The 18965-nt window shown below is 71.6% G+C and carries 16 protein-coding genes and 1 riboswitch; of the genes, 8 read left to right on the forward strand and 8 right to left on the reverse strand.

The features are described from left to right. Nucleotides 1–68 precede the first annotated feature (68 nt). Both ACFW48_RS21670 and ACFW48_RS21675 read left to right on the forward strand, forming a co-directional pair. A complete protein-coding gene (locus ACFW48_RS21670) occupies nt 69–632 on the forward strand; it encodes a DUF485 domain-containing protein (RefSeq protein WP_386316910.1) in 564 nt (187 codons plus the stop codon). Further along, the gene (locus ACFW48_RS21675) at nt 629–2221 is read left to right on the forward strand and encodes a cation acetate symporter (protein ID WP_386316912.1); all 1593 of its coding nucleotides are present in this window, start codon (nt 629–631) and stop codon (nt 2219–2221) included. Before ACFW48_RS21670 ends, ACFW48_RS21675 begins: the two co-directional genes overlap by 4 nt. A 30-nt stretch (nt 2222–2251) precedes the next feature. Here ACFW48_RS21675 and ACFW48_RS21680 read toward each other — a convergent pair whose 3' ends face one another. The 4 genes from ACFW48_RS21680 to ACFW48_RS21695 form a co-directional block, all read right to left on the reverse strand. Continuing rightward, on the reverse strand, nt 2252–2932 hold the full coding sequence (locus ACFW48_RS21680; protein WP_386316914.1) for a response regulator: 681 nt from the start codon (nt 2930–2932) through the stop codon (nt 2252–2254). Further along, complete coding sequence (locus tag ACFW48_RS21685; protein WP_386316916.1) at nt 2929–4635, reverse strand: ATP-binding protein; 1707 nt, start codon at nt 4633–4635, stop codon at nt 2929–2931. Before ACFW48_RS21685 ends, ACFW48_RS21680 begins: the two co-directional genes overlap by 4 nt. Before the next feature lie 234 nt (nt 4636–4869). Next, entirely contained in the window at nt 4870–5820 is a 951-nt protein-coding gene (locus ACFW48_RS21690; RefSeq protein WP_386316917.1) for a sucrase ferredoxin, read from the reverse strand. A 54-nt stretch (nt 5821–5874) separates the two neighbouring features. After that, a complete protein-coding gene (locus ACFW48_RS21695; protein WP_386316919.1) occupies nt 5875–7134 on the reverse strand; it encodes a citrate synthase in 1260 nt (419 codons plus the stop codon). A 111-nt stretch (nt 7135–7245) separates the two neighbouring features. Between ACFW48_RS21695 and ACFW48_RS21700 the strand changes: the two genes are divergently transcribed. Continuing rightward, complete coding sequence (locus tag ACFW48_RS21700; RefSeq protein WP_386316921.1) at nt 7246–8418, forward strand: citrate synthase/methylcitrate synthase; 1173 nt, start codon at nt 7246–7248, stop codon at nt 8416–8418. A gap of 171 nt (nt 8419–8589) precedes the next feature. Here ACFW48_RS21700 and ACFW48_RS21705 read toward each other — a convergent pair whose 3' ends face one another. Together ACFW48_RS21705 and ACFW48_RS21710 are read right to left on the reverse strand one after the other, a co-directional pair. After that, nucleotides 8590–8826, reverse strand: a complete 237-nt coding sequence (locus tag ACFW48_RS21705) for a hypothetical protein (RefSeq protein ID WP_121749648.1) — start codon at nt 8824–8826, stop codon at nt 8590–8592. A gap of 137 nt (nt 8827–8963) precedes the next feature. After that, entirely contained in the window at nt 8964–9512 is a 549-nt protein-coding gene (locus tag ACFW48_RS21710) for a DUF6082 family protein (protein ID WP_386316923.1), read from the reverse strand. Between the two features lie 319 nt (nt 9513–9831). Between ACFW48_RS21710 and ACFW48_RS21715 the strand changes: the two genes are divergently transcribed. After that, nucleotides 9832–10962 (forward strand): CobW family GTP-binding protein, encoded by a 1131-nt coding sequence (locus tag ACFW48_RS21715; protein ID WP_386316925.1) that lies wholly within the window; start codon nt 9832–9834, stop codon nt 10960–10962. Here ACFW48_RS21715 and ACFW48_RS21720 read toward each other — a convergent pair. Next, on the reverse strand, nt 10959–13415 hold the full coding sequence (locus tag ACFW48_RS21720) for a DNA topoisomerase (ATP-hydrolyzing) subunit A (RefSeq protein ID WP_386316927.1): 2457 nt from the start codon (nt 13413–13415) through the stop codon (nt 10959–10961). The genes ACFW48_RS21715 and ACFW48_RS21720 overlap by 4 nt on opposite strands. A gap of 321 nt (nt 13416–13736) precedes the next feature. On the opposite strand from ACFW48_RS21720, the gene ACFW48_RS21725 reads away from it, so the two are divergent. From ACFW48_RS21725 to ACFW48_RS21740, 4 genes are all read left to right on the forward strand, one after another. Continuing rightward, nucleotides 13737–15101 carry a M16 family metallopeptidase gene (locus ACFW48_RS21725; protein WP_386316929.1) on the forward strand — a complete coding sequence of 455 codons (1365 nt, stop codon included), beginning with the start codon at nt 13737–13739 and terminating at the stop codon, nt 15099–15101. Further along, the gene (locus tag ACFW48_RS21730) at nt 15098–16486 is read left to right on the forward strand and encodes a M16 family metallopeptidase (protein WP_386316930.1); all 1389 of its coding nucleotides are present in this window, start codon (nt 15098–15100) and stop codon (nt 16484–16486) included. The genes ACFW48_RS21725 and ACFW48_RS21730 overlap by 4 nt, the downstream gene beginning before the upstream one ends. Nucleotides 16487–16677: 191 nt before the next feature. Next, nucleotides 16678–16842, forward strand: a riboswitch (cyclic di-AMP (ydaO/yuaA leader). Nucleotides 16843–16854: 12 nt separating this feature from the next. Continuing rightward, the gene (locus ACFW48_RS21735; RefSeq protein ID WP_386316932.1) at nt 16855–17619 is read left to right on the forward strand and encodes a M23 family metallopeptidase; all 765 of its coding nucleotides are present in this window, start codon (nt 16855–16857) and stop codon (nt 17617–17619) included. Nucleotides 17620–17817: 198 nt separating this feature from the next. Continuing rightward, on the forward strand, nt 17818–18513 hold the full coding sequence (locus ACFW48_RS21740; protein WP_386316934.1) for a GntR family transcriptional regulator: 696 nt from the start codon (nt 17818–17820) through the stop codon (nt 18511–18513). A 131-nt stretch (nt 18514–18644) separates the two neighbouring features. Here ACFW48_RS21740 and ACFW48_RS21745 read toward each other — a convergent pair whose 3' ends face one another. Next, the gene (locus ACFW48_RS21745; RefSeq protein ID WP_055419832.1) at nt 18645–18926 is read right to left on the reverse strand and encodes an HPr family phosphocarrier protein; all 282 of its coding nucleotides are present in this window, start codon (nt 18924–18926) and stop codon (nt 18645–18647) included. Between the last annotated feature and the right edge of the window lie 39 nt (nt 18927–18965).

Here is an 18965-nt window from a genome sequence, read left to right on the forward strand (position 1 = left end):
TCACCTGATGGGGTGAAGTGCGAGGGGAAGAAGAGCCGGGGATCTACCCGTTCTGTCCATCCTTGGGCATGCAGCCAAGCAACGATCGCCTCAGCGGTGCCTGGGGTGGTCCCGAAAGCGCGGTCGACCACCGCGACGCCCCGGACGGCGCCTCCGCCGACGCGTCTCCGAGCCCGGGATACGACGACCCGTGGTACGACGCCCTCGCCTCCGGCTGGGGTGAGTCGGTCGGCACGGGGGTACCGGAGCCCGCGCTCCCCTCGGCGCGCCGGGAACCGGCGGGAGAGCCGCCCCGGGGCGCGGCCGACGTGTACCTGGAGGTCCAGCGCAGCGCGGCCTTCCAGGAGGTGCGCAGCCGGTACCGGAGGTTCGTGGTGCCGGCGGTAGCCGCCTTCCTCGTGTGGTACGTCGCCTATGTGGTGGCCGCCACGACGGCGCCCACGCTGATGGCCCGGCCGGTGGCCGGAGCGTTGAACGTGGCGATGGTCGCCGGACTCGGGCAGTTCCTCACCACGTTCCTTCTCACCTGGGCGTACGCCCGGCACGCCCGGCTGCGCAGGGACCGGGCCGCGCTCGAACTGCGCTGGGACACCCAGGAACTGACGCGCGGAGTGCGAGGCGGTGCGTCGTGAGGGGCGACCACCAGACGCTGGCACTGCTGCTGTTCAGCACATTCGTCGCCGTCACCCTGGCGATCACCACGTGGGTGAGCCGCAAGAGGCAGGGCTCGGCGGAGGAGTTCTACGCGGGCGGCCGCCTGTTCTCCCCGATGGAGAATGGTTTCGCCATCGCCGGCGACTACATGTCGGCCGCTTCCTTCCTCGGCATCTCGGGGCTCATCGCGCTCTACGGCTACGACGGCATGCTGTACTCGGTGGGCTTTCTGGTCGCCTGGCTCGTCGTGCTGTTCCTCGTCGCCGAACTGGTGCGCAACTGCGGAAGGTTCACCCTCGCCGACGTCCTGGCGGCACGGATGCGGGAGCGACCGGTGCGGATCGCGGCGGGAACCTCGTCGGTCACCGTGTCCGTGATGTACCTGGTGGCGCAGATGGTGGGCGCGGGCAGTCTGGTCGCACTGCTGCTCGGCGGTACGACCGAGGCGGCACGGACCTGGACGGTCATCGGCGTCGGCGCCCTCATGGTGATCTACGTGTCGCTGGGAGGGATGCGGGCCACCACCTGGGTCCAGATCGTGAAGGCCGTGCTGCTGCTCGGCGGCACCGTGGCGCTGACCGCGCTCGTCCTGGTGCGCTTCCACGGCGACTTCGACCGGCTGCTGCGCACGGCGGCCGAACGCAGCGGTCACGGCGAGGCGTTCCTGGCGCCCGGGCTGGCGTACGGCGGGGACTGGACCTCGCGCTTCGACTTCATCAGTCTGGGGCTCGCTCTGGTGCTGGGCACGGCCGGGCTGCCGCACATCCTGTCCCGCTTCTACACCGTGCCCACCGCCCGGGCGGCGAGGCGGTCCGTCGTCTGGGCCATCGGCCTCATCGGCGGCTTCTACCTGATGACGATCGTGCTCGGGTTCGGCGCCGCCGCCCTGGTCGGTCCCGGTGCCGTACGAGCGTCGAACGCCGCCGGGAACACGGCGGTCCCGCTGCTCGCCCTCGACCTGGGCGGCGGCGCGGGGTCCACCGGGGGAACGGTCCTGTTCGCGGTCGTCGCCGCCGTCGCGTTCGCCACCATCCTCGCGGTGGTCGCCGGTATCACCCTGGCCTCCTCGGCGTCCGTGGCCCACGACCTGTACGCGTCCCTGCGGCGCCGCGACGCGAAGCCGCGCAGTGAGGTCGCCGTGGCGCGTGTCGCCGCCGTCGGAATCGGCGCCGTGGCGATCGCTCTCGGCCTGCTAGCCCGCGACCTCAACGTCGCGTTCCTGGTGGGCCTGGCCTTCGCCGTCGCCGCGTCCGCCAATCTGCCGGTGCTGCTCTACTCGCTGTTCTGGCGCGGCTTCACCACGCGCGGTGCCATGTGGGCCGTGTACGGCGGCCTTGTCCCCTCCGTGGTGCTCGTGCTGCTGTCCCCGGTGGTGTCGGGCAGCCCGCAGGCGCTGTTCCCGGGCGTCGACTTCCAGTACTTCCCACTGCAGAACCCCGGCCTGGTGTCGATTCCGCTGGGCTTCGTCGCGGGCTGGCTCGGCACGGTCACCTCGCGGGAGGTCCCGGACGAGGCCAAGCACGCCGAGACGGAGGTGCGGTCGCTGACCGGGGCGGGGGCCGTGTAGGAGGCGGCGGCGCGATCGGCCCGACGCCTCTCAGGGGCGGGTCGCCCACTCGTAGCGGTGCTCCGGACGGCCGGCGTCGCCGTACTTGAGGGTCAGCCTGGCCCGTCCCGTGCGCTCCAGGAGCTTCAGATAGCGCTGAGCGGTCTGGCGGCTCACCCCGGTCCGTTCGGCGATCTCCTGGGCGGAGAGCGCACTGTCGGCCTTCATCAGGCACTGGCGTACGAGCTCGGCGGTGGTGGGGGAGTGCCCCTTGGGCAGCCCCGGCTCCGACGGTGCCGACAGGGCGCCGAAGATGCGGTCGACCTCCGCCTGCTCCGCCTCACCACCGCCGTCGAGAGTGCGCCGCAGCTCCGCGTACGCCTCGAGCTTGGCGCGCAGCCCCGCGAACGCGAACGGCTTGACCAGGTACTGCAGCGCCCCCTGACGCATCGCCGCCTGGACGGTCGTCACGTCCCGGGCCGCCGTCACCATGATCACGTCGGTCTGGTGGCCGCGCCGCCGCATCTCCTGGACGACCTCCAGGCCGGTCCGGTCGGGCAGGTAGTGGTCCAGCAGGATCAGGTCCAGGCGGGGCAGCGTCTCCACCCTGTGCAGCGCCTCCAGCGCGCTGTGCGCCTCGCCGGCGACATGGAAGCCCGGAACCTTCTCGACATAGGCGGCGTTGACCCGCGCGACCCGCGTGTCGTCGTCCACCACCAGGACCTCGATCATCGGGACTCCTCCTCGGCAGTGGTGTTCACGGGGGCGGTGAGGGTGGGGGTGGGGGCGGTGAGGGCCGGGGTGGTGAGGTCGGGGGCCAGGTCCGGTTCGGCCAGTGCCTCGGGCAGGACGACGACGAACTCCGCGCCCCCGCCGTGCGCCTCACGGACGGTGGCGCTGCCGCCCTGCCGCTCGGCGAGCCTGCGTACCAGCGACAGCCCGATGCCGCGCTGGCGGTGCGCCGGCGGCTCCTTGGTGGACCATCCCGCCGTGAACACCAGCTCACGGTGTTCCGCGGGAATCCCGGGCCCCGTGTCACGCACCCGGAGCGTGGCGGCACGTCCCCGCGCACGCAATTCGACCTCCACGCGCGCGTGCGGCTCGCCCGCGACGGCGTCGAGTGCGTTGTCGACCAGGTTGCCGACGACCGTGACGAGCCCTCCGGGGTCGACCAGACGATCGGGCAGTCGCGTCCGGTCGGACACCCACAGCACGACTCCGCGTTCGGCCGCGACGGTCGCCTTGCCGACCAGCAGGGCGGCGAGGAGGGGGTCCTGGATCCGCTCGGTGATCTGCTCCGCGGTGACCCGGTGGTCGCCGACCACCTCGCCGACGAACTCCACGGCGTCGTCGTACATCTCCAGTTCGAGCAGACCCAGCAGGGTGTGCATACGGTTGGCGTGCTCGTGATCCTGCGCGCGCAGGGCGTCGATGAGGCCGCGTGTCGAGTCCAGTTCCCGTCCGAGCTGCTCCAGCTCCGTGCGGTCGCGCAAGGTGGCGACGGCTCCGCCGTCGTCGGTGGGCATCCGGTTGGCGACCAGGACCCGCTGGCCGCGCACGGTCAGCAGGTCGGTGCCGGTCACCCGGCCGGCCAGGACGTCGGCCGTACGCCCCGCACCGAGCGCCTCGTCGGGGGAGCAGCCGACGGCCTCGCCACCGATGCCCAGCAGGCGTTGCGCCTCGTCGTTGAGCAATCGCACCCTGCCGCCGCGGTCCAGGGCGACGACACCCTCCCGGATGCCGTGCAGCATCGCCTCGCGCTCCGCGAGCAGCCCCGCGATGTCCGAGAAGGCCAGGTCACGGGTCTGCCGCTGGACCCGGCGCGAGATGAGCCAGGCGGCCAGCGCGCCCACGGCCAGCGCACCGCCGGCGTACGCGAACAGCCCCGGGATGGCGTGGATCAGCCGGGCCCGGACGCTGTCGTACGCGATGCCGACCGAGACCGCGCCGACGATGTCGCCGTCGCCGTCACGCAGCGGCACCTTGCCGCGCGCGGACCGTCCCAGGGTGCCGTCGTCGATCTCCATGATCTCGCGGCCCGCCAGGGCCTGCCCGGGGTCGGTCGAGACGACGTCGCCGATCCGGTCCGGATCGGTGTGCGACCATCGCACGCCCCGCCGGTCCATCACGACGACGTACTCCGCCTTGGTGGCCTTCCGGATCCGCTCCGTTTCCCGCTGCACCGGGCCGTTCGGCGCCGGCCGGGTGGTCCGCAGGTCCCGTACGACCTGCGGCTGCTGCGCGGTGGTCTGCGCGATCGCGAGAGCACGGCGCATCGCCTGGTCGTCCAGCTGGTCACCGAGCGGCGCCAGGAACAGCCCGGTCGCGAGTACGGCGACTCCCGCGGCGATCGCCAGCTGCATCAGCAGCACCTGCGAGAACACCCGCCGCGGCAGGCCGAGGCGCAGGCGGCGTACGGGGGGAGTGGGGCTCATACCCATGACGGTACGTGGGAGCCGGCGGCATGCCGTACGGGGTGTGGCGCGGATCTCCCGGGCGCTCCGGAGCGAGTGACTCGGCCGGGCCTCGCCGTCCCGCGCTTGTGTCGTTGACCCAGGGGGCCTGCGCCGTTCCCCGGGCGCCCGCGCCGCTCTCCCGGCTCCCACGCCGTTCCCCGAGCCGTCGCCGCCACCGCGGGGCCGGCCCCGCTCGCCCTCGGGGCCGGAACGTCAGCTCGCGAGCGCCGCCGTCACCGACAGTTCGCGCACCGCGGTGACCTCCATCCGCGCCGGCGAGCCCAGCACCGAGGCCCCGCAGCTCTCCGGACGCGGCGGCGCCGACGCGCCCTGCGTGACGGTGACCCGCCAGTGCCGGCCGTCGGCGTGGGCCAGGGTCACCTCCCAGCGCGGTGCGGCACCGTCCGTCCGTACGACGTCGAGAGCCTGGGCCGCGTCCTCGTCCACGGCGGCGCGCACGGCCAGCTCGGCTGCCTGGCCGGGGCGCTCCCACGCGCAGTTCCCACGGCAGCGCTCGACGACGATCCTCCCCCGCGCCGCACCGTGCAGGATCTCCTTGACGGTGTGCGCCTGGACCCGGCCGTACGCGTATCCGTGGGGCAGCACGAGCACTGTCGGCGAGAAACGGTGACCGCCCAGATGGGTGACCTCCCACACGCCCTCGGCCCCGGACGCCGCGAGCTCGGCCGCCAGCGGCCTGCCGAGGAGCGCGCAACACCGGTCGCGCTTGCCGTTGGTGCAGACGAGAGCGAGCGGGGCGCCCGGGTGGGGGGCGCCTTCGAGGGCCGAGTCGAAGACGCGGCGATCGCCCCTGCCGAGCGCGGCGAAATCAAGGGTGAGCAGCCGGCGGGGGTCGGTGAGCCTTGTGGTGTGCAACCACACGTTCCCCGGCACCGTGTGGGCCGCGTACACCCGGCGCTCGGCGGGGGCGCCACGGTTCGCGTCCGCGTGGCGCCCGGGTCTGCGGATGAGCGCGATGCGCACGCCCGTGCCCTTCACCGCCGCCTCCAGGGCGCGCCCCAGGGCGGGATCCAGGTGGCTCGAAGTGAGCGCCTTTGCGCCCCACGGGCCGGGCTGTTCGAGCAGCAACCAGGTCCTCGCGACGGGTGCGGTGCCCGAAACGGGCTCGTCGAGGTTCCGGGAGACGGTTGAGCACGTACTCACAGAGGTGAGCCTAACCTGACTTGAGCCGTGGTGACTTCCAGCCGCGCCTGAACGCTACTCCGGCAGTGGCTGGGGCGGCCTCGGACCCGAGTAGAGCCCACTCGGACGCATGCGCAGGGGGCGCTCCCCGTACTCCTCCAGCGCGTGCGCGATCCAGCCCGCCGTACGGGCCACGGCGAAGATGGTCTCGGCTGCGGTGGGAGGCATGCCGCAGGACGCGGTGAGCACGGCGAGCGCCAGGTCGACGTTGGCGTTCAGCGGGGTGTGGCGGGCCGCGGTGGCCTGGATGTCACGGGCCGCCGCGAGCGCGGGCGCCGCCCGGGGGATGTCGTCCAGGAGCGCGAAGAGGGCACGCGCGCGTGGATCCTCGCCGGGGTAGAGCCGGTGGCCGAGTCCCGGGATGCGGCGCCCGGCCCGCAGTTCCTCCGCCACCACCGGCGCCGCGCTGCCCTGGTCGAGCACCTCCAGCAGCAGCCGGTGGGCGAGGCCGCCGGCCGCGCCGTGCAACGGGCCCTCGATCACGCCGAGCCCGGCGGACACGGCCGCGTAGGCGTGCGCCCGGGCCGACGCGGCGACACGTACGGCGAGCGTGGAGGCCGCCAGGTCGTGGTCGACGAGCAGGGAGAGCGCCGTGTCGAGGGCGTGCAGCGCCGCCTCGTCGGCGGGCCGTCCGCTGAGCCGCGTCCACAGGCGATGGGCGAGGGGGCCCTGGTCGTGCCCGGTGTGCAATACGGGTGGCAGCGCGGCGACGAGGGTGGGGATGAGGATGCGCGCGGTGCCCAGCACGGCGTCCTCGGACAGGTCGAAGCGGAGTGGGTCCGCGGCCGCGGCGGCGATGGCCGCGACGCGCAGCCGGTCGGTGGGTCCGGCGTGCTCGGGCAGGGCGTCGACGGCCCGGCGGGCGGCGGCCGCGGATGCCTCGGGCGCGGTGAAGGCGATGCCGGGGCGCAACCGCCCGGTCCAGAGCCACTCGGCCACCTCTTCGTAGCTGTGGCGCGCGGCGAGTTCGACCGCGTCGACGCCCCGGTAGTAGAACCGGTCGCTCTCGATGAGTGTGATGCGGGTGCGCACGGCCAACTCCTGGCCGGAGGCCGCGGGGGCGCCGCTGTCGCGCCGGTTGCGCCGGGCGAGCGCCCGCACCTCCTTCGCGTCGAAGGTGCTGCCCCGGCCGCCGGGCGTGCGTCGGCTGCCGAGCTGGCCGCGGCTGACGTACGCGTACACGGTCTCGGGTTTCACGCCGAGCAGTTCGGCCGCCTCCTTGGTGGTCAGGCGCCGCTCACCGGCGGCGGGGTGCTCGGGCTCTTGATCGCGCATGGGGGTCACCGTATCGATCGTGACGGTTGCCTTGTGTAGATATTGATTCAATCAATATTGACAGAAGTTGAGTCAACTATAGACAGTGAATTCAAGACCAAGGAGGTAATCATGTCCGTCAACAGAACCGCAGCCACCGCAACGCTCGTCGACGTGCCGCGAGGGCTCGCGGGTGTCGTGGTGGCCGACACCGAGGTCGGTGACGTGCGGGGGCTCGAGGGCTTCTACCACTACCGCCAGTACTCGGCCGTCGAGCTCGCCCAGAGCCGTGGCTTCGAGGACGTCTGGCACCTCCTGGTCCACGGCGAACTGCCGGACGCCGGGCGCGGTGCCGCCTTCGCCGCCGAGACCGCGGCCATGCGTCGGCTCCCCGACGCGGTACGCACGGCACTGCCCGCCGTCGCCGCGGCCGGTGGACGGTCCGGTCCGCTCGCCGGGATGCGCACGGCCCTGTCGCTGCTCGGTGCGGCCCGGGGCTTCAAACCCGTGTACGACCTGTCGGCCGACGAGCGCCGCCAGGACACCCTCGTGGCCACCGCGGCCGTGCCGACGCTGCTCACCGCGCTGCACCGGTTGGGGCGGGGACTCGAACCCGTGGAGCCTCGCGAGGATCTGTCGTACGCCGCCAACTACCTCTACATGCTGACCGGTACGGAGCCGGACGAGCGGCGGACGCGGGCGATCGAGCAGTACCTGATCTCCACCGTTGATCACGGCTTCAACGCGTCAACCTTCACCGCGCGGGTCATCGCCTCGACGGGTGCGGACGTTGCCGCCTGCCTGGCCGGGGCGGTGTCGGCATTGTCCGGCCCGCTGCACGGCGGGGCGCCCAGCCGGGCGCTGGACACCCTGGACGCGATCGGCACTCCCGACCGGGTCGACTCCTGGATCCGTGAGCGGGTGCTCGCCGGTGACCGCATCATGGGGTTCGGCCACGCGGTCTACCGCACGGAGGACCCGCGCTCCCGGATGCTCCGAGAGGTGGCGCAGCGGTTCGGCGGTCCGCGCGTGGAGTTCGCCGTCGAGGTGGAGCGGCAGGTCGAGGCGATCCTCGCGGAGCTGAAGCCGGGTCGCGAGCTCCACACCAACGTCGAGTTCTACGCGGGCGTGGTCATGGAGTTGTGCGGTCTGCCGCGCGAGATGTTCACACCGACGTTCGCGGCGGCGCGGGTGGTGGGCTGGAGCGCGAACATCCTGGAGCAGGCGCGGGATTCGAAGATCATCCGGCCGACGGCGCGGTATGTGGGGCCGGGGGCGCCGGTCGGGGTGCCCGCGGCGGGCTGAGGAACGCGTGCGGCCTGGTGCCGTTCTGGCGCCAGGCCTCATCGGTGGGGCCGTCGAGCGGGACGGGGTGCCGAGGGCTCGACGGACGGCTGGTCCGGCGCGGTGGACGGTTGCGTGCGGCCGGGAGGGCATGACGGGATACGGGGCGGGTGGACGCGTGCCCGCGGGAGATCAGGCGTCGGGAATGTCCGCCTTGGCGCGGATCAGGGTCTCCCTGCTGATGACCACGATGCGTTCATAGCCCGCACGGGAGGCATCGGCGGGGAGTTCGCGCTCCAGGGTCTCGGTGGCCTCGGTGCCGATGACGGCGAAATTACCGTCGCTCAGCTCGAAGAGGTCCGGACAACTGGCTCCCGAGGTACTGCCGCGCGAGCTTGGAGGCACACCGATGCGGCGCACGATTTTCAAGGGGTACCGGTCCTTACAGGTTGGGCACTGTGCTAGGGAGCACGTTACTGGGATCGGTGGGGCCGGTGTGACTGCATGGCCGAAAGACACTCGTGAGAAGCAGTTCTCTCTTGAGATTGACCTGCGCCCCCAGAGCGTCAGACGGATGGGGGCGTGCCCACGACCCACCACTCGTCCGTGTCGGCCTCGTCCAGATCCTTGATGAGCCCGTCCACCATGCCGCCCACGCGTGACTCGGTGGATGTCGCCTTGAGCGACGCCCGCTGCTCCTTCGAGGCCTCCCAGTACTCCCGCATCAGTGGGGTCTGGAAGAGCTCGCGCAAGCGCCCGAACAACTCCTCCTGGTCCAGGAGGCCCGCTTCGTAGAGGTGGTAGAGGTTGACGTACCACGCGTTCGCGTAGAAGAACTGGCGTCGCTTCTGCGCCGGGATGCCTTTGTCGTACGTGTCGATGACCTCGGCCAGGGAGGGGTCGTCGATCGCCCTGGCCAGCAACTCCCAGTGCATGCGCTGCTGTTGCTGCAGCGACTCGCGCCGGATCGCCAGCTCCTCCAGCTCCAGCTGTCGCTCGTACAGACGGGCCTTCTCCAGCCCTCGCCGGCGCGCGGCCAGCGTCACCCCCGTGGCGAGCAGCATGCCGGCCGCGGCGGAGCCGAACCTCCCCGTGATGTTCTTCCGTGTGACCATGTCAACCCCCGAATCAGGCGACCGCCCGCCGGTCGTCGAGTGCGGGTCGGCTGACGGGGACCGGCGAGCGATGTGGTGGCGCTGCCGCCTCCAGAGTGCCGAGCGGCGCTGACCGGCGGGGAGGCGGAGAGGCGGCGCACGGAGGGAAGCGAGGGTCGCACAGTCCGGCGCCATGCAAAACGTCTGCCCAGCAAGTGCTGCTAACAATCGTTCACTCCGCGGGCACTCCGCCGGCTCGTATCCTGAGCAGGCAGTTCCGTACGTGGGTGTACGCCCCGCCGCGGGCCGGCGTACGCGTGAGTGAGAGAGAGGTCGCACGGTGGGGCATCGCCCGACTCCGCAGCAGATCCCGGTCGTCGTACTCGCCGGATTCCTCGGCTCCGGAAAGACCACACTCCTCAACCACCTCCTCCACCGCAGCGGAGGCAGCCGTATCGGTGCCATCGTCAACGACTTCGGCTCGATCGAGATCGACGCGATGGCCGTGGCCGGCGCACTCGGCGACTCCACCGTGTCACTCGGCAACGGCTGTCTGTGCTGTGCCGTCGACGCGAGCGAACTGGACGGGTACCTGGAGCGGCTCGCCCGCCCCGGCGCGGACATCGACGTCATCGTCATCGAGGCCAGCGGTCTCGCCGAGCCACAGGAACTCGTGCGCATGCTCCTCGCCAGCGAGCAGCCCGGGGTCGTCTACGGCGGGCTCGTCGAGGTCGTCGACGCCGCGGAGTTCGACGGCACGCGCGTCAAGCACCCGGAGATCGACCGGCACCTGGCGCTGGCGGACCTGGTCGTGGTCAACAAGACCGACCGGGCCCCGGACGCCGAGCGTGTGCTCACCCTCGTCCGATCGCTCAGCGACCGCGCCGCCGTCGTGCCCGCGAGCTACGGCCGTATCGACCCCGAGTTCCTCTACGACTGCCGACCGAGCGAGGAGCGCGTGGGGCAGCTGTCCTTCGACGACCTGCACGACCACACCGGGGGCGGCGCACACGCCGAGCATCTGCACGCCGCCTACGACACCCTGTCGTTCGTCTCCGACCTCCCGCTCGACCCGCGCCGGCTCATGAGGTTCCTCGACAGCCGGCCGGAGGGCCTGTACCGGATCAAGGGGTACGTCGACTTCGGCCCGTACGACACGCGGAACCGGTACGCCGTCCACGCCGTGGGGCGCTTCCTGCGCTTCTACCCGGAGCCCTGGGCGCCCGCCGACGCCCGCCGCACCCAGCTCGTGCTCATCGGCTCCGGCATCGACGCGCCGGCCCTCGGCGAAGAACTCGACGCGTGCCGCAGGGAGGCCGGCGCCCCACTGGCCGACGAGCACGGAATGTGGGGCGTCCTGCGCTACGTACCGGACCCCGACGGCGAGGAACCGGACGCCGAGGAACCGGGCGGCGATGCCGAGGAGCCGGGCGGCGAGGAACCGCCGCCCGGCTCCCGGGACAGGCCCTAGGCCGGTCCCGCCACCACCGACACCGTCTTCGGCAGCGACACGCCCGAGCCGTCGCGGCGCGGGTCGATGTCCGGGAGCTGGGCGGGGGCGCCGTTCTTCTGCGCGGCGAGCGCCGGGGTGGCGCCCACCCAGGCGAAGGCCAGGCAGTCCTCGCCCTTCAGGAACCGCTGGCAGCGCACGCCACCCGTGGCGCGGCCCTTGCGCGGATACTGGTCGAACGGCGTGAGCTTGGCCGTGGTCTGCACGGAGTCGTCGAGCGTGCCGCGCGAACCCGCGACGGTGAACACCACCGCCTCCGCGGCCGGGTCCACCGCGGTGAAGGAGATGACCTTGGCGCCGTCGGCGAGCTTGACGCCCGCCACACCGCCCGCCGGACGGCCCTGCGGGCGGACCTGCGAGGCCTGGTAGCGCAGCAGCTGCGCGTCGTCCGTGACGAAGACCAGGTCCTCGTCGCCGGTGCGCAGCTCGGCGCCGCCGACGATCCGGTCGCCCTCCTTGAGGGCGATGACCTCCAACTCGTCCTTGTTGGACGGGTAGTCGGGCACCACACGCTTGACGACACCCTGCTCCGTGCCGAGCGCCAGGCCGGGCGACGACTCGTCCAGCGTGGTCAGACAGACGACCGTCTCGTCGTCCTCCAGGGTCACGAATTCCGCCAGCGGCGCGCCACCCGAGAGGTTCGGCGTCGGCATGGGGTCGGGGAGCTGGGGCAGGTCCACGACGTTCACCCGCAGCAGGCGCCCGGCCGATGTCACCACGCCCACCTCGCCGCGGGCCGTGGCCGGCACCGCCGAGACGATCAGGTCGTGCTTGACGCGCTTGGCGCCGGCCTCCGTGACGAGCGGCTCGTCGTTCGCGGTGCGGGCCAGCAGGCCCGTGGAGGACAGCAGTACCCGGCACGGGTCGTCCGCCACCTGGAGCGGAACCGCGGCGACCGGGGCGCCGGACGACTCCAGCAGCATCGTACGGCGGTCGGTGCCGAACTTCTTGGCCACCGCGGCCAGTTCGGCCGAGACCAGCTTGCGCAGCTCCGCGTCCGAGTCGAGGATCCGGGTCAGCTCCTCGATCTCCGCGTTCAGCCGCTCCTTCTCCGACTCCAGCTCGATGCGGTCGTACTTGGTGAGCCGGCGCAGCGGCGTGTCCAGGATGTACTGGGTCTGGACGTCGCTGAGCGAGAAGTGCTCGATCAGGCGCTGCTTGGCCTGTGCGGAGTTCTCGCTGGAGCGGATGAGGCGGATGACCTCGTCGATGTCGACCAGGGCGGTGAGCAGGCCCTCGACCAGGTGCAGACGGTCGCGCTTCTTGCTGCGGCGGAACTCGCTGCGGCGCCGTACGACGTTGAAGCGGTGGTCGAGGTAGACCTCCAGCAACTCCTTGAGGCCCAGTGTGAGCGGCTGGCCGTCCACCAGGGCGACGTTGTTGATGCCGAAGGACTCCTCCATCGGCGTCAGCTTGTAGAGCTGTTCCAGGACGGCCTCGGGCACGAAGCCGTTCTTGATCTCGATGACCAGGCGCAGCCCGTGCTCGCGGTCGGTGAGGTCCTTGACGTCGGCGATGCCCTGGAGCTTCTTCGAGCCGACCAGGTCCTTGATCTTGGCGATCACCTTCTCCGGGCCGACCGCGAAGGGCAGCTCGGTGACGACGAGACCCTTGCGGCGGGCGGTCACGGTGTCCACGGCGACCGTCGCGCGGATCTTGAACGTGCCGCGGCCCGTCTCATAGGCGTCGCGGATGCCGGGCAGGCCGACGATCCGGCCGCCGGTGGGCAGGTCGGGGCCCGGAACGTGCTTCATCAGGGCTTCGAGGTCTGCGTTCGGGTACCGGATCAGGTGCCGGGCGGCCGCGATCACCTCGCGCAGATTGTGCGGCGGCATGTTCGTGGCCATGCCGACCGCGATGCCGGAGGCGCCGTTGACCAGCAGGTTCGGGAAGGCGGCGGGCAGCGCCACCGGCTCCTGCTCCTGGCCGTCGTAGTTGGGGCCGAAGTCGACGGTGTCCTCGTCGATGGACTCCGTCATCAGGCTGGTGGCCTCGGCCATCCGGCACTCGGTGTACCGCATGGCGGCCGGGGGGTCGTCGTTGCCCAGGGAGCCGAAGTTGCCGTGGCCGTCCACCAGGGGCACGCGCATCGAGAACGGCTGGGCCATGCGCACCAGGGCGTCGTAGATCGACGCGTCGCCGTGCGGGTGCAGCTTGCCCATGACCTCGCCGACGACACGGGCGCACTTCACGTAGCTGCGCTCGGGCCGCAGGCCCATCTCGTTCATCTGGTAGACGATGCGGCGGTGCACCGGCTTGAGGCCGTCGCGGGCGTCCGGCAGTGCACGGGAGTAGATGACCGAGTACGCGTACTCGAGGAAGGAGCCCTGCATCTCGTCGACGACGTCGATGTCGAGGATCTTCTCCTCGTACGAGTCGTCGGGCGGCGGGGTCTTCGTGCTACGGCGGGCCATCGCTGCCGGCTCCTTGCTGAAGCGTGAACGGTGATCTGACGCGGTCCATTGTGGACTGCGGCACTGACAGCGACCGACCAGGACCCGTCACGGGCTGCCCGGCCCGGCGCTGCCCGCAGGGTACGCCCTCGTCCCGCTGGCTCGTCCCGGTCGGGTCGCTCGGGCCGCCAACCCCGTTCTCGCTCTCGGCGTACGAGGTCCGGGAACTCCACCGGTGTCCCGCACGCTTGCATACAGTGGCAGGATCGGTGGAATTCCGCAGTTCCGCCCAATGATCCACCAAGTGTTTCCACCAAGAATTTCGCGATCGAAGGGACGTACATGCCCATGGGTCACACGGCCACAGCCCAGGCAGGCTCCGGCGGCCTGACAGCGACCGAGCACCGCCTGGCCAACGGCCTGCGCGTGGTGCTCTCCGAGGACCACCTGACCCCGGTCGCGGCGGTGTGCCTCTGGTACGACGTCGGCTCGCGCCACGAAGTCAAGGGACGTACCGGCCTGGCTCACCTTTTCGAGCACCTCATGTTCCAGGGCTCCGCCCAGGTCAAGGGCAACGGCCACTTCGAGCTGGTGCAGGGCGCCGGCGGCTCGCTCAACGGCACCACCAGCTTCGAGCGCACCAACTACTTCGAGACCATGCCCGCCCACCAGCTGGAGCTCGCCCTCTGGCTGGAGGCCGACCGCATGGGCTCCCTGCTGTCCGCGCTGGACGACGAGTCGATGGAGAACCAGCGGGACGTCGTCAAGAACGAGCGCCGCCAGCGCTACGACAACGTGCCCTACGGCACGGCCTTCGAGAAGCTGACCGCCCTCGCCTACCCGGAGGGACACCCCTACCACCACACGCCGATCGGCTCCATGGCCGACCTGGACGCGGCGACGCTGGAGGACGCGCGCGCGTTCTTCCGCACCTACTACGCGCCGAACAACGCGGTGCTCTCGGTCGTCGGCGACATCGACCCCGAGCAGACGCTCGCCTGGATCGAGAAGTACTTCGGCTCCATCGCCTCGCACGACGGCAAGCAGGCCCCTCGGGACGGCTCGCTGCCCGACGTCATGGGCGGGCAGCTGCGCGAGGTGGTCGAGGAGGAGGTTCCGGCCCGCGCCCTGATGGCGGCCTACCGTCTGCCGGAGGACGGCACGCGCGCGTGCGACGCGGCCGACCTGGCCCTCACCGTCCTGGGCGGCGGTGAGTCGTCCCGCCTGTACAACCGACTGGTACGGCGCGACCGCACGGCCGTCGCCGCCGGATTCGGCCTGCTGCGGCTCGCCGGAGCACCCTCCCTGGGGTGGCTGGACGTGAAGACGTCCGGTGACTTCGAGGTGCCGGTCATCGAGGCCGCCATCGACGAGGAGCTCACCCGGTTCGCCGAGGAGGGCCCCACGGCCGAGGAGATGGAGCGCGCCCAGGCCCAGTTGGAGCGCGAGTGGCTGGACCGCCTGGGCACGGTCGCGGGCCGCGCCGACGAACTGTGCCGGTACGCCGTCCTGTTCGGCGACCCGCAGCTCGCCCTCACCGCCGTGCAGCGCGTGCTCGAGGTGACGGCCGAGGAGGTCCAGGCGGTCGCCAAGGCCCGCCTGCGCCCCGACAACCGCGCGGTGCTCGTCTACGAGCCGACCGCCCCCGCAGACGAGACCGCCGCCGACGTGAACGCCACCGACGAGAACGAGGAGGCGGCCAAGTGACCGAGCTCGCCACCATGGAATTCCACGCCCAGCCGCAGGCCGGCGAGCCCAAGCCGTGGGCGTTCCCGGCCCCCGAGCGCGGCAGCCTCGACAACGGCCTCACCGTGCTGCGCTGCCATCGCCCCGGCCAGCAGGTCGTCGCCGTGGAGGTGCTCCTCGACGCGCCCCTGGACGCCGAGCCGGCCGGCCTCGACGGTGTCGCCACGATCATGGCGCGCGCCTTCTCCGAGGGCACCGACAAGCACTCCGCCGAGGATTTCGCCGCCGAGCTCGAGCGCTGCGGTGCCACCCTCGACGCACACGCCGACCACCCCGGCGTCCGGCTGAGCCTGGAGGTGCCGGCCTCACGCCTCGCCAAGGCCCTGGGTCTGGTCGCCGACGCGCTCAGGGCACCCGCGTTCGCGGACAGCGAGGTCGAACGGCTGGTCCGCAACCGGCTCGACGAGATCCCGCACGAGCTGGCCAACCCGTCGCGTCGCGCGGCCAAGGAACTCTCCAAGGAGCTGTTCCCGGCCGGGACGCGTATGTCGCGCCCGCGCCAGGGCACCGAGGAGACGGTCGCGAGCATCGACTCGCCGGCCGTACGCGCCTTCTACGAGAAGCACGTCCGACCCGCCACCGCCACCGCCGTGGTCGTCGGCGACCTCACCGACGTCGACCTCGACGCGCTGCTCGGCGAGACACTGGGCGCGTGGACCGGCTCCGTGGCCGAGGCGCGTCCCGTACCCCCGGTGAACGCCGACGACACCGGCCGGGTCGTCATCGTGGACCGGCCCGGTGCCGTCCAGACGCAGCTGCTGATCGGCCGCACCGGCGCCGACCGGCACGACCGCGTGTGGCCCGCGCAGGTGCTCGGCACCTACTGCCTCGGCGGGACCCTCACCTCGCGCCTGGACCGGGTCCTGCGCGAGGAGAAGGGTTACACCTACGGCGTACGGGCGTTCGGGCAGGTCATGCGCTCCGCGCCCGACGGCACGGGCGCCGCGATGCTCGCCATCAGCGGCTCCGTGGACACCCCCAACACCGGCCCCGCCCTGGAGGACCTGTGGACGGTGCTGCGCAAGCTCGCCGCGGAAGGTCTCACCGACGCCGAGCGTGACGTGGCCGTGCAGAACCTGGTGGGCGTGGCGCCGCTGAAGTACGAGACGGCGGCCGCCGTCGCGAGCACGCTGGCCGACCAGGTCGAGCAGCACCTGCCCGACGACTACCAGGCCACGCTCTACCGCCAACTCGCCGCCACGGGCACCGTGGAGGCCACGGCGGCGGTCGTGAACGCCTTCCCGGTGGACCGTCTGGTGACGGTCCTCGTCGGCGACGCGGCGCAGATCAAGGAGCCCGTCGAGGCCCTCGGCATCGGTGAAGTCACCGTGGTGGCGGCCGAGTAGCGGCACACGCGCGCGGTGGCCCTGGTGACCGGAGTGTCACCAGGGCCGCCATTTGTCCGAATTGAGGGAGAGGCTGCCCGTCTGCCCTGTGGCGTGCGCTACAAAAAGCTTGTTGCGTTTGAGGATTGAACACAGCCGCGTTTAGCGTCATCCGGGCTGTTCGTCAGGCAGTGCGCCGCACCCGCGGCACCGGACAGTCATCGCCGAGTCCCCGTACGGCGCGAGCCAGGGGAGCCGGGGACCCATCGCAGTCCCTGGGGTGAATCGGACGCCCGCGCGCGCAGCGAGGGGGTCCGTAGGAGACCTTCCACCTCCGAACCCGTCAGCTAACCCGGTAGGCGAGAGGGAAGGAAAGGACCAGCCTCTACATGGCGTTCACGCGCGCCACCGGGAAGCACCGTCGTCCCAGCCGGGTGCACCGCACCACCGCCCGCGCGGCGGGTGTCGCGGCCCTCGCCACCACCGGCGTCGTCGGCACCCTCGCGGCTCCGGCGCTCGCCGCCGAGCCCCAAGCGGAGCAGAGCGGACTCACCCCGGTCATCACCATCGGCGACTCCATAGCCGACGAGATCGACGCCCAGGCCACCGCGCAGGAGCAGGCGGCCCTGGACGCCGCCGCCCGTGAGGCGGCCCAGGAGGCCGCGCGCGAGCGGGCGGCCGAGGCGGCCAAGGAGGCGCGCGAGGCCAAGGAGCGCGCCGCGCGCGAGGCGGAGCGCGAGCGCCTCAACACCTTCGTGTCGCCGATCACCGCCTCCTACGTCTCCACCGCCTACCAAGCCGGCAGCTCGCTGTGGTCCTCCGGCAGCCACACCGGCATCGACTTCCACGCCTCCAGCGGCACGTCCGTGCACGCGGTCGGCGTCGGCACCGTCGTCGAGGCCGGCTGGGGCGGGGCGTACGGCAACCAGGTCGTGATCAAGATGCACGACGGCACGTACACCCAGTACGGCCACCTGTCGTCCGTCGGTGTCTCGGTCGGCCAGGCGGTCGTCCCGGGGCAGCAGATCGGCCTGTCCGGCGCCACCGGCAACGTCACCGGACCGCACCTGCACTTCGAGGCCCGTACCAGCCCCGAGTACGGCTCGGACATGGATCCCGTCGCCTACCTCCGCTCCCACGGCGTGAACGTCTGACGACGGACGGTACGACATCCGAAAGCCCCGGCTCTCCGAGCCGGGGCTTTCGGATTTCTTTCCCTCGGTGGAAGCGTCGTTGACCAAAAAATATCCATGAAATCCGCCCTGCCGTCGGAATATGCGCTTGATTGGCCTAGAGTCACTGAGCACACGTCAATCGTCGACGTTTCACGGGGATTAAGGCGGAGGTCGGGCATGCGTATTCCGGCGCACTCGGTGTGCACGGCGATCCGGGACGACATCGTCACCGGCGTCCACGGACGCGGCAGTCGGCTCACCGAGGAACTCCTGGCCCGCCGCTACGGCGTCTCCCGCGTCCCCGTCCGTGAGGCCCTGCGCACGCTGGAGGCCGAAGGCTTCGTGGTGACGCGGCGGCACGCGGGCGCGTGCGTCGCGGAACCCACCGAGCAGGAGGCCGCCGACCTGCTGGAGACGCGCACGCTCCTCGAACCCCTCGGCGCCTCCCGGGCCGCCCGGCGCCGCACCGAGGCCCACCTCAAGGTGTTGCGCGGGCTGGTCAGGCTGGGGCAGGAACGCGCCAGGCAGGGCGGCAGCGAGGATCTGCGCTCACTGGACGGATGGTTCCACGAGACCCTCGCCCAGGCCGCCGGCAGCCCTTCGCTGACGGCCTTGCTGACCCAGCTGCGCCACAAGATCGCCTGGATGTACGTCGCGGAGGCGCCGGCCGGACCCGTGGAGTGCTGGGCGGAGCACGGCGCGATCGTCGACGCGGTGGCCCGGGGCGACGGCGAGCGCGCGCGGGCGCTCATGACGCTGCACACCGAGCGGTCGACGTCGGCGCACAGGCTGCGATTCGCCTCCGGGGGCGAGCGGACGGAGCGTGTGAGGAAATCGCAACGTCCCGTAAACATGCCGAGCCTGCGGCATTAACACGGGCGCCGTATACAAAGGGAGAGTAATTCGGGGGCTATTTCTTGCTGCCCATAAAAGCGGGGCAAGCGGAAAGAGAAAGCAAGAGGCCCGCCCGGTGGTCCGGGCGGGCCTTTCGGTGTTGCCGTTGCTCAGACGGTCTCGGGGAGTTCCTCGAGCCCCTCGGAGACCAGCTTCGCCAGCCGGTCCAGGGCGGCGTCCGCGCCCTCGGCGTCGGCGGCGAGGACGATCTCCTCGCCGCCCTGGGCGCCGAGGCCGAGGACGGCCAGCATGGAGGCCGCGTTGACGGGGGACCCGTCGGCCTTGGCGATCGTCACCGGGACGCCTGTGGCCGTGGCGGCTCGGACGAAGATGGAGGCGGGGCGGGCGTGGAGACCCTCGGCCCAGCCGACGTTGACGCGGCGCTCAGCCATGTGATGCTGCCCTTCAGGTTTTCAGGGGTTTCAGGTTGT

It is taken from the genome of Streptomyces sp. NPDC058812, from assembly GCF_042744565.1.
GTDB lineage: Bacteria > Actinomycetota > Actinomycetes > Streptomycetales > Streptomycetaceae > Streptomyces > Streptomyces thinghirensis.